At 68.8% G+C, this 16080-nt stretch carries 17 protein-coding genes; 5 read left to right on the top strand and 12 right to left on the bottom strand.

Annotation, left to right across the window (positions count from 1 at the left end):
• Nucleotides 1-27: 27 nt before the first annotated feature.
• The 3 genes from C5B99_RS02120 to C5B99_RS02110 all read right to left on the bottom strand — a co-directional run bounded on the left by C5B99_RS02120 (nt 28) and on the right by C5B99_RS02110 (nt 2295).
• Entirely contained in the window at nt 28-381 is a 354-nt protein-coding gene (locus C5B99_RS02120; protein ID WP_104240129.1) for a VOC family protein, read from the bottom strand.
• 101 nt (nt 382-482) lie between these two features.
• Nucleotides 483-1319, bottom strand: coding sequence for a GyrI-like domain-containing protein (locus tag C5B99_RS02115; RefSeq protein ID WP_104240128.1), 837 nt, complete (start codon nt 1317-1319; stop codon nt 483-485).
• Between the two features lie 199 nt (nt 1320-1518).
• A complete protein-coding gene (locus C5B99_RS02110; protein ID WP_104240127.1) occupies nt 1519-2295 on the bottom strand; it encodes a 1-acyl-sn-glycerol-3-phosphate acyltransferase in 777 nt (258 codons plus the stop codon).
• Between the two features lie 198 nt (nt 2296-2493).
• On the opposite strand from C5B99_RS02110, the gene C5B99_RS02105 reads away from it, so the two are divergent.
• The 3 genes from C5B99_RS02105 (at nt 2494) to C5B99_RS02095 (ending at nt 4703) form a co-directional block, all read left to right on the top strand.
• Nucleotides 2494-3210, top strand: a complete 717-nt coding sequence (locus C5B99_RS02105; protein WP_104240126.1) for a triose-phosphate isomerase — start codon at nt 2494-2496, stop codon at nt 3208-3210.
• Between the two features lie 39 nt (nt 3211-3249).
• Nucleotides 3250-4098 carry a class II fructose-bisphosphate aldolase gene (locus tag C5B99_RS02100; RefSeq protein WP_104240125.1) on the top strand — a complete coding sequence of 283 codons (849 nt, stop codon included), beginning with the start codon at nt 3250-3252 and terminating at the stop codon, nt 4096-4098.
• Nucleotides 4099-4172: 74 nt separating this feature from the next.
• Nucleotides 4173-4703, top strand: a complete 531-nt coding sequence (locus C5B99_RS02095; protein WP_104240124.1) for a YjbQ family protein — start codon at nt 4173-4175, stop codon at nt 4701-4703.
• Between the two features lie 339 nt (nt 4704-5042).
• Here the strand turns inward: C5B99_RS02095 and C5B99_RS02090 are convergent, their stop codons facing one another.
• The 6 genes from C5B99_RS02090 to C5B99_RS02065 form a co-directional block, all read right to left on the bottom strand.
• Nucleotides 5043-5996, bottom strand: coding sequence for a sugar-binding transcriptional regulator (locus C5B99_RS02090; RefSeq protein ID WP_104240123.1), 954 nt, complete (start codon nt 5994-5996; stop codon nt 5043-5045).
• 265 nt (nt 5997-6261) lie between these two features.
• On the bottom strand, nt 6262-7563 hold the full coding sequence (locus C5B99_RS02085; protein WP_104240122.1) for an NAD(P)H-dependent oxidoreductase: 1302 nt from the start codon (nt 7561-7563) through the stop codon (nt 6262-6264).
• Nucleotides 7564-7607: 44 nt separating this feature from the next.
• Nucleotides 7608-8093 carry a transcriptional regulator GutM gene (locus C5B99_RS02080; protein ID WP_104240121.1) on the bottom strand — a complete coding sequence of 162 codons (486 nt, stop codon included), beginning with the start codon at nt 8091-8093 and terminating at the stop codon, nt 7608-7610.
• A gap of 3 nt (nt 8094-8096) precedes the next feature.
• Nucleotides 8097-8471: a PTS glucitol/sorbitol transporter subunit IIA gene (locus C5B99_RS02075; RefSeq protein ID WP_104240120.1), complete on the bottom strand. Its 375-nt coding sequence runs from the start codon at nt 8469-8471 to the stop codon at nt 8097-8099.
• 86 nt (nt 8472-8557) lie between these two features.
• Complete coding sequence (locus C5B99_RS02070; protein ID WP_104240119.1) at nt 8558-9634, bottom strand: PTS glucitol/sorbitol transporter subunit IIB; 1077 nt, start codon at nt 9632-9634, stop codon at nt 8558-8560.
• Complete coding sequence (locus C5B99_RS02065; RefSeq protein WP_104240118.1) at nt 9631-10233, bottom strand: PTS glucitol/sorbitol transporter subunit IIC; 603 nt, start codon at nt 10231-10233, stop codon at nt 9631-9633. Before C5B99_RS02065 ends, C5B99_RS02070 begins: the two co-directional genes overlap by 4 nt.
• Nucleotides 10234-10508: 275 nt before the next feature.
• Between C5B99_RS02065 and C5B99_RS02060 the strand changes: the two genes are divergently transcribed.
• The gene (locus C5B99_RS02060; protein WP_104240117.1) at nt 10509-11393 is read left to right on the top strand and encodes an aldo/keto reductase; all 885 of its coding nucleotides are present in this window, start codon (nt 10509-10511) and stop codon (nt 11391-11393) included.
• A gap of 369 nt (nt 11394-11762) precedes the next feature.
• Complete coding sequence (locus tag C5B99_RS02055; protein ID WP_104240116.1) at nt 11763-12647, top strand: helix-turn-helix transcriptional regulator; 885 nt, start codon at nt 11763-11765, stop codon at nt 12645-12647.
• Nucleotides 12648-12834: 187 nt separating this feature from the next.
• Here C5B99_RS02055 and C5B99_RS02050 read toward each other — a convergent pair whose 3' ends face one another.
• The 3 genes from C5B99_RS02050 to C5B99_RS02040 all read right to left on the bottom strand — a co-directional run bounded on the left by C5B99_RS02050 (nt 12835) and on the right by C5B99_RS02040 (nt 16041).
• On the bottom strand, nt 12835-13251 hold the full coding sequence (locus C5B99_RS02050) for a cupin domain-containing protein (protein ID WP_104240115.1): 417 nt from the start codon (nt 13249-13251) through the stop codon (nt 12835-12837).
• An 84-nt stretch (nt 13252-13335) separates the two neighbouring features.
• Nucleotides 13336-14397, bottom strand: coding sequence for a zinc-binding dehydrogenase (locus tag C5B99_RS02045; protein ID WP_181064908.1), 1062 nt, complete (start codon nt 14395-14397; stop codon nt 13336-13338).
• Nucleotides 14398-14991: 594 nt separating this feature from the next.
• On the bottom strand, nt 14992-16041 hold the full coding sequence (locus C5B99_RS02040) for an aromatic acid exporter family protein (protein ID WP_181057683.1): 1050 nt from the start codon (nt 16039-16041) through the stop codon (nt 14992-14994).
• Between the last annotated feature and the right edge of the window lie 39 nt (nt 16042-16080).

Below are 16080 nucleotides of genomic sequence, written 5' to 3'. Positions count from 1 at the left end.
GAGAGCGCCACCGGCGAGCGGCCGGCGTCAGCCCTGCGGCTTGCGCTGCCAGACACCGAAGCGGTTGCCGAGCGGGTCGCGCAGATGCGCGAACTTGATCCTGCCGTTGTCGACGAGCGGGATGACGGTCTCCGCCCCGTTCGCGGCCGCCTGCTCGAGCTTCGCCTCGATGTCCTCGACCTCCACGTAGAACACCGCCCAGCTGCCGCCGCCGACCGTGTTGGAATCCCAGAGCCCGCCCCCGTTGCCTGCGCCGTCGACCATCCCGTAGCCGCCGGGCTCGAGCGAGCCGAACGTCCACCCGAAGGTGTCACCGTAGAAGGCCTTCGCGGCCTCCGGGTCGGTGGTGCCGATCTCGAAGTAGTTCACGTTGTCCGACATGGTTGCTGTCCTCTCATTCGGATGCGCCGCAGCGATTCTGGCTGCGCCGCCGGCCTGTTCAGCCGTTGGATCCGATCGTGAGGTCTCACACAGTGTGAGAGTCAAGCCGCGATGGGGACGTTGACCTCGGTGACCCAGTTGTCCGGGTTCGGCTCGCGGCCTGGGCCGTGCACGTAGACGTTGAAGATCGGGCCGACGCGGGTGCGACCCTGCTGGGCGACCCAGCTGCCCGCCGTCGCCGTGGCCTCGTTGATGGTCTCGAAGCCGCCGCGGTGGGTGACCGTCGCGACGCGCTGCTCGGGGAGTTCCACGACCTCGTACCCCTCCGGCACGGATGTACCGCGGTACTCGCGCCAGATCGCCATCTCGACGTCAGCGTCTCGATACTCGTCGTCGAAGTAGGTGGCACCACCGACCTCGCCGAAGGCAGCGGGGTCTCGCGAGGTCAGCTCGGCCACCGGCCCACGGAAGTCGACCCAGAGCGGGCCCTCTGAGGGGTAGCCGGCGACCGTGCGGCGCAGGTACAGCACGCGCAGCGCCGGGAAGGTGCGCTCGGTGACGTCCAGACGGGTCGAGCGCGCCGCGAGCCCATCGAGGAGCGTCGCGGCGAGCGCCTGCTGATCGGCGACCCGCTGCGACTCGGCCTTGAGCTCGTCGAGGTGCAGCTGCAGGCGCGGCCGGAGCACGTCAGGGGCCGCGAAGAGCGGCAGGAGCTCTGCGATGGCGGGGATTCCGCACCCGGCGTCGCGCAGCATCCGCACGCGCCCCGCATCCCGCAGCTGGGCTGCGACGTAGCGTCGGTACCCGCTGAACTCGTCGACCTCGGCGGGCGCGAGCACGCCCCGTTCGGCGTAATGCCGCAGCATGCGCACGCTCAGACCCGAGTATCGCGAGAACTCGCCGATGCTCATCAGGCTTCCGGGATGCTCACCGTTCATGCGCCAAGTCTGGCACCGGGTCGCGTGTGCCGGCGATCACTGACCAACATCAGTGCGATTTCCGGCCTTCGACCAGCTTGCGGCACTGGATGCAGGGATTCTGCACTGATGTTGGACACGGCCCGCTGCGACGGCAGCTGCGACGGCGACGGCAGCTGCGGCCCCAGCGGCAGACGCAGCGCCAGTGGCAACCGACCCGCTACTTCCTGGCTGCCTGCTGCGCTCGCGCGGCCTCGCGCCTGCGGTCACGCTCGGCGTCTGCCGCAGCCGCCGCCTCGGGCGTGGGGGCGGTGCCGCCGAGCACGCGGGGCTGCCACCACTTGCCCGCGCCGTCTTCCGGGTAGTTCGACTGCAGCTCGCTGAGGAGCGCCTCCATGACCGTCTTGAGCTTGGCCGTGGTGTCGGCGGGGTCGTCGTCCGGTGCGACATGGATGGGGGCGCCGAAAGAGAAGTGCACGGGGATGTTGAGGCGCTCTCGCAGCGTGATCTTGCGGTTCTTGGTGAGGAGGCGGTGCCCGCCCCAGACGGCGACGGGGATGATGGGCACGCCGGCCTGCGCGGCGAGGCGTGCGGCTCCGGTCTTGAAGTCGCGAATCGTGAACGACGCGCTGACGCCGGCCTCGGGGAAGACGCCGACGAGCTCGCCGTCACGCAGGGCGGTCGCGGCGGCGGCGAACGCGTCCGCACCGGCCTTCATGTTCACCGGGATGTGCCGCATGCTGCGCATGAGCCGGCCGACGACGGGCTTCTCGAACACGCTCTGCTTGGCCATGAAGCGGATGCGCCGCCGGTTGTGCATCCAGGTCGCGCACTCGACGAGGGCGAACTCGAGGTAGCCGAAGTGGGTCATCGCGATCACGGCGCCGCCGGTGTCGGGAAGGTGCTGCGCGCCGCGGATCGTCTGGCGAACGCGGAGCGCGCCGAAGACAGTGCGGCCGACCCCGATCGCAAATGAGTAGACGGGTTCGCGAGTCATGTGGCTCCCTGGTCCAAGTGTGAGGTGCCACCTTATTCGGGGCACCTGGGACGACTCCGGGGCGCACGCGGACGTGGGCGGGGCCTGCGCATCCGTGCTCTTGCCAGGTGCTCTCCACAGATGCGATACTTGCCACACTGCACGTTCGTACATTCTTTAGTGCAACTTTGTGCATTTATCCGCTAGGAGCAACTGACAATGGCTGTCCCCATCCCTGTACGGAGCCCGTTTCTGATCGTCAACCCGAAGGCGTACCTGACGGGCAGCGAGCTCATGAAGCTGGCACACCTCACCGACGAGCTCGCTGGAGCGTTCGACATCGACGTCGTGTTCACCGCGCAGCACATCGACCTCCGGTCGGTCGTCGCCGAGACGACGAACCTCTGCGTCACCGCCCAGCACGTCGACCCGATCGTGCCTGGCCGCGGCATGGGGCACATCCTCGCCGAGGGCCTCGCCGAAGCCGGGGTCAAAGCCGTCGTGCTCAACCACGCCGAGCACCCCCTCACCTTGGCCGACCTCGACGCGACGATGCGCCGTTGCGAAGAGGTCGGTCTTGCAACCATCGTCTGCGCCGACTCCGACCTGCAGTGCCGCGCGGTTGCCGACCTCGACCCCTCCGGCATGATCTGCGAGCCGACCGCCAACATCGGCACGGGGCAGATGGACGCGGGCGACTACATCGAGCGCACGACCCAGATCGTGAAGAACGTCGACCCGGCGATCCTCGTCGTGCAGGCAGCCGGCGTGAGCCGCGGCGCCGACATCACGCGCGTCCTGCAGCAGGGCGCCGACTGCTCGGGCGGCACGAGCGGCATCATCAAGCACCCCGACTGGCGCGAGATCCTCACCGAGATGTTCCAGGCGCTCGCCGACCACCGCGACGCGCAGGCGAGCGCCGCCCCCGCCAACTGACCCGCTCCCCCACAGGGCCACCAGAGAGAAGACCAACACATGCTCATCGGACTCGACGAAGCGCTCCGCTACGCACAGAAGAACAACATCGCCATCGCGGCGGTCAACACCCCCTACTTCGAGGGGCTGCTCGGCACGATCTCCGCTGCCGAGAAGGCCGGCGTTCCCGTCATCCTGCAGCACGCGCAGGTGCACGAGAGCACCCTGTCGATCGACGACATCGGGCCGGCGATGCTCGCCCTCGCGACGCGCAGCGAAGCGCCGTTCGTGCTGCACGTCGACCACGGCGAGGACATCGAGTACATCGCTCGCGGCCTCGACATCGGCTTCAACTCCGTCATGATCGACGGCTCGACGCTGCCGTACGAGGAGAACGTCGCCCGCACGACCGAGGTCGTGAAGCTCGCTAAGGAGCGCGGCGTGGGGGTCGAAGGCGAGCTCGGCGTCATGACGGGCAACGAGAACGGCGACCCGAGCCAGGGCATCGCCGACGAGACCCTGTACACGGAGCCAGCGCAGGCGAAGGAGTTCGTCGAGCGCACGGGGGTGACCGCGCTCGCTGCCTCCTTCGGCACGGTGCACGGCATGTACCACCAGGAGCCGAAGCTCAACTACGAGCTCATCGAGCAGCTGCGGGACGCGACGGGCGTGCCCATCGTCATGCATGGCGGGTCGGGGCTGAGCCTCGACGAGTACCACCGTTCCATCACGCGCGGCGTCCGCAAGATCAACTACTACACGTACGCGGCGAAGGCGGCACTGGATGCGGCGCTCCGGGCCGCGGAGCAGCCCAACACCATCCTGTTCCCGAAGGTCGCGAAGGCGGTCTCCGCGCAGGTCGAGGCCGACGTGGCCGAGTTCATCCAGGCCCTGCGCCCGGGCGCCTGAGCGGAGCCAGCCACACCAACCGACATCTGCGCGCGCGCCGAAGCACGCGCATCCACGACTCCGAAGGAACACCGATGACCGTCTACCAGACCACCCTCCAGCTGCAGTCGCACGGCGGCACCCCCAGCTACATCGACGTCACGGCGGAGGTGAAGGAGGCGATCACGACGAGCGGCATCACGGCGGGCACGGTCACCGTCATCTCTCCTCACACGACCTGCGCCGTGTTCTTCGAGGAGTTCGTGCACGACCGCCTCGAGGACGGCACCGAGTTCCTGCAGGCCGACCTCGACGACGTGCTGAACCGCGTCGCCCCGAACCAGACGGCCGTGCCGCCCGAGGGCGAGTACCGCTACCCGGGCCCGGAGCACTACGCCGACGTCGAGTCGTGGCCGGACGCCGAGGTGTACCTGCCCGGCGGCGACAAGACGGCGCTGCTGAACGCGGAGGCGCACATCAAGTCGACGATCATCGGCTCGAGCGAGGTGTTCGCGGTCATCGACGGCAAGCTCGGCGTCGGCGTCACCGGGTACATCTACTTCGTCGACTTCGACCGCACGCGCGCCCGTTCGCGCAAGTGCCAGGTCGTCGTCATGGGCGAGTAGGCGCGCGCTCCCCCTCCGAGCATCCGCCTCCGCTGACGCCGCCAACGACGTCGGCGCACCGACGCCGCCGTTCGATCGCACCCTGACTCCCCGTCAGCGGCACGATCGACCGGCGGCGTTCTGCGTCTCTGAGCCGTGGCGACGGTTTGGACGTGGCCGCGGTTTGGGACGTGGCTGCGGATGCGGAGGCATCGTCGCGTGTCGATCCAAGAGTCCCCTGCCCTGGCAGCTGCGCTCCGCACAGCCCGCGCCTCCCGGCGAACCCTTGAGCGCGGCAAGAGTCAGCCAGAGGCATGGAGATCCGCCGCGGAACCTGACTCTTCTGGCCCGGGCAGCGCCCTACACGAGCTCCACGAGAGCGCGCGCGAGGTCCTCGTCGAGGATCACGCCGTCGAGCGCCCCCGTGCGGAGCGCGCCGGCGACCCCAGGGGCCTTCTCGGCGCCAGCGGCGAAGCCCACCACTTCCGGGATCTTCGCCAGCTGGCCGAGGGTGATGCCGATGACCCGCTCGGAGACCGGTGCGCCAAGGGCGCGCCCCTGGGCGTCGAAGAAGCGACCGCAGATATCGCCGACGGGCTGCTGCGCGTCCAGCTCGGCGCGTTCGGCATCGCTGAGCCTCATCGCGGAGACGATGTGCCTCGACGCGTGGAGCCCATACGAACCGATGCCCACGAACGCGAGCTGCACATCCGTCGCCCGCTTGATGGCCATGGAGATCGACGATTCCCCGGTAAGCGCAGCCCAGGTCTGGGGCGACTCGACGACGGCGGGCGACTCGAACCGGAACGCCATCGCCCCCGACTTCTGCGAGAGACGCTCCAGGGCCGTGTTCCCGGCCGGCCCCGAGTCGAACGGCATGCCGCCGACGAGCGGGCACAGCGTCAGCGCGCGCCCCGTGGACTCGACGTGGATCTGCTCGACGAACGCGTCGATCGACTTGCCCCAGCTCAGGCCGACAGAACCGACCGAGGGCACGCGCTCCGCGAAGTAGTCGGCGGCCGCTCCGGCCACGATGTCGAGGGGGTTCCTGCCCGGCAGCGCCGAGACGACGACGGCGGCACCGACACCGAACGCATCCGTGATCTGCCGTTCGAGCTCATCGACACGACCGACCACGTGGGGGTCGTGGATGCGGATCTCGACGATCCCCTGCTCGCGTGCCGCCGACAGGATGCGTGAGACGCTCGCCCGCGAGACGCCGAGTGCTGTCGCGACGTCGCTCTGGGAGAGGCCGTCGAGGTAGTAGAGGCGCGCTGCTCGGACGAGGGTCTCGGCGTTGCGGGGTGCTGGCATCCCGAGCCTTCCTTCCTGTGGGTGGTGCAGAGCGACACGCAGGCTGTGCTGGGCAGGAGGCGCAGCGCTGCTCACTCCTGCGTGGCCCTGCGGTGCGGGACGTCTTTCCCAGATGGCGACGGCTCCCTCACCGCGCTCACGCGCCGTTCGGGAGCCGCCCCGACGCCGCACGCTGGGCGCGGCATCGGTGATCCGGTTCACATGATCCTATCGACCGCCGATCAGGCGCCCAGTTCAGCCGGGCGCCCGAAGGGGGTCGGACGGGTCAGGCGCCGATGACACCAGCCGCGACCAGCGAGTCCTGCAGGCGGCGCATCGCGATGAGCGGACGCGTCTCGTCGAGCTCGACGTCGTCGTAGGAGACGATCTCACCCGCCTTGATGTCGCGCTTCAGGATGCCGCCGGAGATGAGCCCGATCGGGATCGAGTTGTCGGCGCGTGCCTCGTCCGCATCGACGGCCCAGCCGTGCACGTGGTGCCCACCCATGCCCTCGAGCTTCGTGCCGGCGGCGAGGTCGAACTTCGCCTTCGAGGCGACCTCGGTGCGCCACGTGGTGGTCTGGAAGTCGGCGCGACGCTCGAGCACGGCCTCGCTGATCGAGAGGATCGCCTCGACCGAGGCGAGGTGGTACGGGCGGTAGAGGGCGTAGTACGGCCCCTTGCCGAGCTTCAGGTAGTCGAGCTCGTGCGTGACGACATCGTCTTCCGACTTCACGACGACGAACACGCCTGGCGCGACGTCGCCCTCGACCGTGTACTCGACGGCCGGGGTCGAGGTGAGGACTCCGCCGTCCTCGACGGGGATGAGCGTGGTCGCGAGCGTCGCGATGTCGGCGGCCGGTCCGTGCATGCCCGGCTTGTTGACGGGGAAGCCGGTCGCGTTCGAGAGGGAGGCCATCTCGATCTGCGTCTTCGTTCCGTCGGTGAACTCGCACAGGATGCGCGGGTTCATGTTCTTGGCCTTCGCCTCCTCCATGACGTCCTCCGGCACGTCCGTCGGGCGGTTCGGGTTGTTCTTGCCCTTGCCGGCCGCGACGACGGTGAGGCCGAGGTCGGTGGCGTGCTCGACGAGCTTGAGCGCCTCGACGGGCTCGTCACCGCGGCAGATCGTGTAGATCTGCTGTCCGGCGTTGGCGATGCTGGCCAGGAAGAGCCCAACCGTCACGTCGGCCTCGACGGTCATGAGAGCGACGTCCTTCTTGCCGAGGAGCGACGCGTAGGCGACCTGCGCTGCGATCTCGGTGACACCGGAGACCTCCAGCACGACGTCGACGGGGAGCTTCGGGATGAGGAGGCCGTCGTTGATGACCACCGGGCGGCGAGCCTCGATGTGCTCGGCGACCACGGCGAGGTCGGTCTCGACCTGGACGTCGCTGCGGCCGGCGCGAGTGTACGCATCCACACCGCGCTCGACGGCGATGTCGGCGACGACGGCGACCTCCATGCCCTTGGCTCGCTCGATCTGGGCGATGAGGCCTGAGCCCATCTGCCCGGCCCCCACGACGCCGACGCGGATGGGGCGGCCGAGTTCTGCTTCACGCTGGATGAGGCGCTGGGTGTAGTTCATGTGCGTTCCTTGCTGAGTTCGTGGGGTGGGGTGCTGATCAGGGGCTAGTTGCTGACGCGGGAGAGGCCGGCGAACTGCTTCGGGGCCGCGCCCTTGACAGCGTTGGGCTGCGCACGCTTCGTCTTGCCCTTGACCGGTGGCAGCGTGACCTGGGCGCGCACCGTGTGCGGCAGCATGCTGATCGCCTGGCGGACGGCGGTTCCGAGGTGCTTGTGGCGAGCCTCCGCGCGGTCGTAGACCGTCGTGAGCGGGCCCTCGAGGTCGGGAGCGGGCTTCAGGCGTCCGAAGACGCTGAACCCGAGGAGCGCTCGCGCCTCGACGACCTCGAGCGTGGTCGGGTCGACGAGCAGCACGGCGATCGCGCCGCGGAACGCGCCCTTGCCTCGACCGCTGACGAGGTTGAGGTTCTTGCCGGCGTTCGCCTTCGCGATCTCGTTGACCTGGCTCATGTAGGCGCGCATCTGCACGACCGTCATGAACATGCTCAGGACGAGCGCGAGGACCAGAACGGCGGGGAATCTCCAGTCCATGATCTACACCTCGTTCCGGCGCACGCTGATGAGTGCGCCCTCGGCGGGAGTCGTGAGGGTGCCGGATGCCTGGATGGCGCCCGGGAGGAGCGCGGTGTCCTCCGCGTTCAGGTAGAGCACCACGTGACCCAGTTCCTGCAGGTTCGGGTTGGCGAGATCCCCGACCGCGGTGACCGTGACGGCCTCGTCGCCGATCACGAACTCGTCGCCGGCCTGCACGGGGACGAACTCACCCGAGTGGCCCTTGTGCACGAGGCTGACCTCGGCGAGCGCATCCGGAACGGGTTCGCCGAAGAGGATGTAGACGCCACCCTCGAACATGTCGTTCGCGTCGGGTCCGATGCGTGCGATTTCTGACTGCCAGATGGTCGTGGACACGTGGTGGTCCTTTCTTGAGGCGAGAGGTTGAAGCGAAGTTCAGGGGTGGATGCGCGGGCGGGCCGGTGCGGCCCGCCCGGCGCCCACTAGATGAGGAGGAAGGAGGCGAAGTAGGCGAGCACAACCGCGAGGGGCGACGTGATCTGCCTGGAGAACAGCACGGCTGGGACACCGACCGCGACCGTCTCCGGCTCAGCCTCACCGAGGGAGAGACCGACGGGGATGAAGTCACAGCCGACCTGGCCGTTCACCGCGAAGAGCGTCGGCAGTGCGTACTGCACCGGCAGCGCGCCTGCCGCGATCTGCGTTCCCATGAGCACGCCGACGACCTGGGCGATCGCGGCACCTGGGCCGAGGATCGGCGACAGGAAGGGGAGACCCGTGATGACGCCGAGCAGGATCAGGCCGATCGGGTTCGAGGCCAGCGGCGACACCGCGTTGGCGATGAAGTCCGAAGCGCCCGTGTACGTGACGACTCCGATGAGGAGCGAGACGTACGCCATGAACGGCAGGATCGTGTTGAGGGTCAGCTTGATCGCCTGGCGGCCCGAGGAGAGCAGCGTGTTGATGAAGTAGCCGATGGCGTTTCCGAACTTCACGACGAAGCCCGTGAATCCGCTTCCCTGCGCTGCGACCCTGGCGCGTGCATCCGCCTTGGCCTTCGCCGCGACCTCTTCCGGGCTCAGGCTGGGCGCCTCGGCTGCGGCCGGGGCACCAGCTGCTGCCGTTGCCGCCGCGTCGAGCGCGACGACGTCGCGAGGGGCGACGTCGGAGACGAAGATGTCCTCGGTGATGAACTGGGCAAGCGGGCCGCCCGGTTCGCCGGGGTACACATCCACCGTCGGGATGCGCTTCTTCGGGTACACGCCGATGCGCGCCGTGCCACCGCAGTTGATGACCGCGCAGAGCACGTTCGCGTCCGGCACGTTGTTCTTGAAGCCGTCGACGGCCTCAGCGCCCGTCAGCTCTGCGATCTTCTGGGCGACCGGGTGGATGCCACCACCCGTGACCGACAGGACGATGTTCTTCTCGGCGTTGGGGACGAGCGTCAGCCCGTCGCCCCAGCCGCCGCGACCGCGGTTGACCTTGACGCCCTTGTAGTCCGCGGTGCTCGCGCCGCCGTCGGCCGAGTTGGCGTTCGTGTTCTCAGCGTCTGTGCTCACAGGACACCACCTTCGCTCTTGGAGCCCTGGAGGTGGCCCTCTGCATACATCTCGTCGAAACGAGCGAACGTCGCCTCGTGTCCGCCGCGCTTGATGAGGATCTTCGTGATCCACTGCGTCGTTATGCCGCGGATGAAGATGACGACGATGCCGACCATGAAGTACAGGGCCGCGAGGGTCGCGTACTTGTCCGGTGCGATGGAGAGGACACCGGCGGAGATGCCCGTCCAGACGAACAGCTCACCAGCGTTGGCGTGAGGAAGGAACGCCGTGACCGGGTGCACGAACGACACTGCGGAGTCGTAGAAGGCCGGCTTGTAGCGCTCGGGGAGGAAGCGGCCGAACGTGTACGCCATGGGGTTCGTCAGCATGATGACCGCGATGATCGGCATGACCGTGTAGCGCGTGATCGCGTACTTGCCCGCCCAGCGGACGGCGCGCGTGACGCGCTCCTCGCCGATCCACGTGGTGACGGCGTACATTGCCGTGAGCAGCACGAGAAGCAGGGGGAGGATGCCCGTGATGAGGCCCATGAGGCTCTCGGCGGAGGCGTTGAAGAGGCCGATGAAGTTCTCGGCGATCCAGGTGATTACTTCCATGCCGGCTGCCCTCCCGACGTGGTCGTCGAGCTGTGCTCGACTGTGCTGGCCGCGGGGGCGGCGAGCGGCGACGTAAACCGCATGTTCTGACTCCTTTGTCGGGGTGTGCACGAAGTTGCAAATAGATATGATCGTTTGTGCACCTGCCGAAAGTGTAGGCATGCGGGACCCCGTGCGCAAGTGCGGGTTTTCACCCATCCGAAACGGCTTCGGTTCGACTGGCAGGTTCTGTCAGAACCTGTCACCCCTCAGCCGCCAGACGTAGCGTTTTCAGCATGAGCACCACGAACCTCACCCTGAACAACGGCGTCGAACTGCCCAGCATCGGCTTCGGCGTCTACCAGTCCGCACCAGAGGAGACCGCAGCCGCCGTCGCCGAAGCCCTGCGCGTCGGCTACCGCCACATCGACACCGCCGCCGCCTACGGCAACGAGCGGGAAGTCGGCCAGGCGATCGCCGCATCCGGAGTACCCCGCGACGAGATCTTCGTCGAGACCAAGGTCTGGATCAGCGACTACGGCTTCGACGAGACCCTCCACGCCTTCGACAAGTCGGCCCGCAAGCTCGGCCTCGAGCAGCTGGACCTGCTCATCCTCCACCAGCCGCTCCCCACAGACTGTGAGAAGACGATCGGCGCCTACCGTGCCCTCGAACGGCTCTCCGCCGACGGCAAGGTGCGCGCCATCGGCGTCAGCAACTTCATGCCAGACCACCTCGACCGGCTGCTCGACGCGACCGACATCGTGCCGGCCCTCAACCAGATCGAGCTGCACCCCTACTTCCAGCAGAAGGACGTGCAGGAAGCGGATGCGCGCAACGGCATCCTCGACCAGGCCTGGTCACCCATCGGCGGCATCACGTTCTACCGCGAGGGCGACGGCGGAAGCACGCTGGAAGACGCGACGATCCGCGCCATCGCGGACGCCCACGGCAAGAGCCCTGCGCAGGTCATGCTGCGCTGGCACGTGCAGGAGGGCCGCTCGGTGATCCCCAAGTCGGTCAAGCCGCATCGCATCGCCGAGAACTTCGACATCTTCGGCTTCGAGCTCACGCCCGACGAGGTCGCCCAGATCGACGCCCTCGACAAGGGCGTGCGCCGCGGGCCCGAGCCCGAGTCGCTGACGCTGGAGGCCTACGGCATGCCCATCCCCGAGGCCTGATCGGTGCGGCCTGATCCGTGCGGCCTGATCCGCGCGGCCGCGTGCCTCTCCGCGCTGACCCCACCTCGCGGGTGTTCTCCCCTCGCGGGTGTCCAACTTCCGGGACGGGAACGCCCGCGCAGGCCCGAACCGCGCGCCTGAGCCGAACTACTCCCGGAAGTTGGCCAGCCACCCCGTCGTCAACCGAGTCGGGGCCTGCCTGGCTTGCCTCCGCCCCTGTCCAACTTCAGTGCAGAATCAGCTCCGACGGGAGCTCTACTCGCGTTCCCGCCGGAATCTGCACTGAAGTTGGACAGCGGCGCGTCTGCATCCGCCAGCAGGTACTCGCGGGGCCTCCCTCGCTCGAGCCCGCGGGCGTAGCTTGGACACATGAACGATGTGCGCGAGCAGGTGAAGGAGTTCCTCAGCTCCCGCCGGGCGAAGATCACCCCCGAGCAGGCTGGGCTGCCGGCCTACGGAGGGAACCGCCGCGTCGCGGGACTGCGGCGCGAAGAGGTCGCGATGCTCGCCGGCGTCTCCGTTGACTACTACGTGCGGCTCGAGCGCGGCAACCTGTCGGGCGCATCGGAGAGCGTGCTCGATGCCATCGCGTCGACGCTGCAGCTCGACGAGGCCGAGCGCGAGCACCTGTTCAACCTCGCGCGGGCGAGCGCTCCGCCCAGGCGAGTGTCGAGGAAGCGGGGCGGCGGCGAGCTGCGCGCCTCGGTCCGGCAGATGCTCGACGCGTTCTCCGAGGCTCCCGCGTGGGTGCGCAACGACCGACACGACGTCCTCGCGGCCAACCGCCTCGGCCGGGCGCTCTACTCCCCCGTCTTCGACGACCCTCGCCGGCCCGTCAACACGACGAGGTACATCTACCTGAATCCGGCGGCCCGCGACTTCTGGCCGGACTTCGACCGCATCGCCGCCGACGCGGCATCCATGCTGCGGATGGAAGCGGGCCGGAACCCCCACGACCCCCAGCTGCACCAGCTCATCGGAGAGCTGTCGACGCAGAGCGAGCTGTTCCGCGAGATGTGGGCGGCGAAGGACGTGAAGTTCCACCGCAGCGGTGTGAAGCGCCTGAACCACCCGGTCGTCGGCTTGCTCGAGCTGAACTTCGAGTCCCTGCCGCTGCCGAGTGAGCCCGGCCTCACGATGAACGTCTACACGGCCGCCGAGGGAAGCCCCAGCGCCGACGGCTTGCGGATGCTCGCATCCTGGGCGGCGACGGAGTTCCCCGTCGAAGCGCAGGCAGCCTTCCAGCAGCAGTAGGCGCGAGCCGGCTGCCTGTTGCCGCCCTGCTGCACGCCCCTCGTACGCACGCGAAATTGAGCCAGACGCATCCGCCCACAAGGGTTCTGGATGCGTCTGGCTCACACTTCAAAGGCGTGAGGCGTGCAGGGTCAGCTGGTGGCCGAGCGGCGCGTGAGGCCCTGCCAGCCGTCTCGCGTGCGCCCGCTCACCACCCGCTCTGCGGGTATTCCTCCGGCGTGAGCAGCTCACCCCAGACCGTCTCGGGCTCGTCGGAGTCAGCGCCTGGAGCTTCCCAGAGCGCGAGGTGGCACATGAAGTTGTCGGCGGATGCGCCGTGCCAGTGCCACTCGCCGGCCGGGGTGTGGACGGTGTCGCCCGGGCGCAGCTCGATGAGCTCCTCACCACGCGACTGCACGTAGCCGTACCCCTCGGTGACATGCAGGGTCTGACCGACCGCGTGGCGGTGCCAGGCGGTGTGCGCGCCCGGGGTGAAGCGCACCAGGTTGAGGCGGGTGCGCGACGGCTCGGTACCCGCGTAGTAGGCGTTGAAGTAGACGTCACCGGTGAACCACTCGGCTGGACCTTTGCTGGTCGCGCTCTTCGGCTGGAGTTCTGTGCTCATGAGGGTGTTCCTCTCGACAATCGATCACGCATTTTCGGTTCGCGCGCGGCCGCGCACGCGGTGAGCGTGGGCGGCCGCTCGCGCCTACATCTGGACGAGCACCTTGAGGGCTTCGCGCGCATCCATGGCGGCGTAGCCGGCCGGCACCTCGTCGATGCCGATCGTGCGGTCGAAGACGCGGCCGGGGTTGATGTCGCCGTTCAGGACCTGCTGGATGGCCGGTTCCATGTAGGCACGGACAGGGGCGGGCCCACCGGTGAGGGTGACGTTCTTGCCGAAGAGCGAGCCGAAGCCGATGGGCGCATCCTCGTACTGGGGCACGCCGACCCGGGAGATGACGCCGCCGGGGCGCACGATGCCGTAGGCCTGCTCGTAGGCGGGCATGTGGCCGACTGCTTCGAGGACGACGTGGCTGCCTTCGCCGTTCGTGAGGTCCATGACCTGCGCGATGCCGTCGTCACCGCGCTCGGCGACGACGTCGGTTGCGCCGAAATCGATGCCGAGGTCGGTGCGCGAGGTGTGACGACCCATGAGGATGATGCGCTCGGCGCCGAGCTGCCTGGCGGCGAGCACAGCTGAGAGCCCGACGGCGCCGTCACCGATCACCGTGACGGTCTTGCCCGCCTCGACGCGGCCCATGTGGGCTGCGTGGTAGCCGGTCAGATACACGTCGGACAGCGTCAGCAGGCTGGCGGTGAGCTCAGCGCTCTCCCCACGGCCGAGCGCTGCGGCGTCGACGCCGGGCACGACGACCAGGCTGCCGTCGGCCTGTGGGATGCGGGCGAACTCCGCCTGCAGGCCGCCGACCTCGCGGCTGCCGTAGAAGCCGCCGTGGAGGCACGACGTCTGCACACCCTCGCGGCAGAACACGCACGTGTTGTCCTGGAACGCGAACGGCGCGATGACGAAGTCGCCGACCTTCAGGGTCGTGACGGCGGCGCCGAGCTCCTCGACGATGCCGATGAGCTCGTGTCCCATCGGGGACCCCTCTTCGCTCGCCTGCATCGAGTGATACGGATGCAGGTCCGAGCCGCAGATGCACGCCTGCGTGACGCGCACGATCGCGTCCGTGGGCTGCTGGATGGTCGGGTCGGCGACGCTCTCGACTCGGACGTCGCCTGCCGCGTACATGAATGTGGCCTTCATGGGTGCCTCTCGTTGCGCTTCCGGGAACGGCAGCGCGCCAGCCGCCCTCGTCGAGAGCACCGGCCGCCGCCGTTCCTCCATTGGATCGCTACCAGCCTGCGCCCGGGAGGGGCAGGTGTGCCAGGTACTGGCATGCCCTGCCACGGCGCGCGGCGGGCCTGCGGCGTGCAGCGCGGCCAACTTGCGTGACGAAAACGGCGCACCGGGGGCCCGAAGGGCACATTCCGGGCCCATCCATCCCGCGAGTTGGACAGGGGATTCCGACGGCGGGGCAGGGACTCGAGGACGGGACAGGGGCCCCTGGACGGGAGAGGGGATTCCTGGGGCTGGACAGCAGGGCAGCCCCTCTCGGCGGCGGCCAACTTGCGTGACGAGAACCGCTGCCGGGCCCCTGAGAGCGCATCCCCGGCCGCCTCATCACGAAAGTTGGCCAGGTGGGGCAAACGGGCGGCACGGGCGCGCGCCAACACAGGCGAACGGCTGATGCCGGCGCGCAGGGCGAGGGCCTCCGCCCAGCGAGACCGGGCGACCGACTGCGCGAAGGAAGAGGGGGTGCACCGCCGCTCCGCGAAGGCGGAGGGGCGTGCCCTGCCGCTACGCGTCGGCGGTGAGCCCCTCGTGGATGCGTCGGAGGTCTTCGATGAGGGAGCCGATGAGCACCCAGCTGCCGCCCTTTGGCGCCGAGACGACCAGCGGGGCGGTGAGGGCGGGCGGTTCGAGGATGAACCCGCGGGGCTCTCCGGGCTCGCTCGGGATGAGGATGCGCGTGTCGTGGGCTGCCCGTCGGAGCTGCTCGGCGATCGCGATGGCCTGCGGCTCGTCCGCGAGGGTCGGCTCCCAGTGCTCTGCGACAGCGCGGGTCATGCCGGTGAGCTGTGTGACGATCGGGCGGAAGCGGTCGAGGAGCTGGCGGCACTCGACGAGCTCCTCGTGGTGGCTCGACTTGCGCGGGTTGAAGGCGAGGGACTCCAGGCCGTCGGCGATGGAGTTCTCGGCGGCGCCCGCCATGGGGCGCAGCAGGCGCGCCTTGAGGAGCATCTCGGTGAGGCTCGCGGCGGTCTGCGGCTGCTCGATGGCGTCGGCGAGTCGCTCCAGCGACGCGGCGATCTCGTTGCCGAGCATCGCGGTGTCGCGCTGCGCCGGCCCGACGAGCACGGGCGGCAGGATGATGGCGTTGACGAGCAGCCCGAAGGCCGCGCCGATGAGGGTCTCGAGGATGCGGTCGAGCGCGTACTCGGGCGTGGATGCGCCGAGCGCGAGCACGAGCATGGCGCTGATGGCGACCTGGTTGCTGGTCGTTGCGGTCATGCGCAGCAGCCAGGCGACGATCATGGCGACGACGATCGCGAGGAGGATCACCCACGACTGGGGGCCGAGCACGAGCGAGATGGCGCTCGCGACGGCGACGCCGATGACGACGCCGGCGCTTCGCTCGAGCGCCTTCGCGAACGACTGGTTGACGCTCGGCTGCACGACGAGCAGCGCGGCGACGGCGGCGAACACCGGCAGTGGGCCAGGGATGAGCCACCCTGCGAGCAGCCACGCGCCCACGGCCGCGATGGCGGTCTTCGCGACCTGCAGTGCGGGCACGCGCTTGCTCGCCTGAATCCGGTCGAGGCCGGTGAGACGGGAGAGGGAGCGCACTGACTCAGCGTAGGCCGCGGGCCGGGGACGAAGCTCAGC

This window comes from Pseudoclavibacter sp. Z016, assembly GCF_002931215.1.
Taxonomy (GTDB): Bacteria; Actinomycetota; Actinomycetes; order Actinomycetales; family Microbacteriaceae; genus Pseudoclavibacter.
This window is presented reverse-complemented; position numbering and strand designations above follow the sequence as displayed.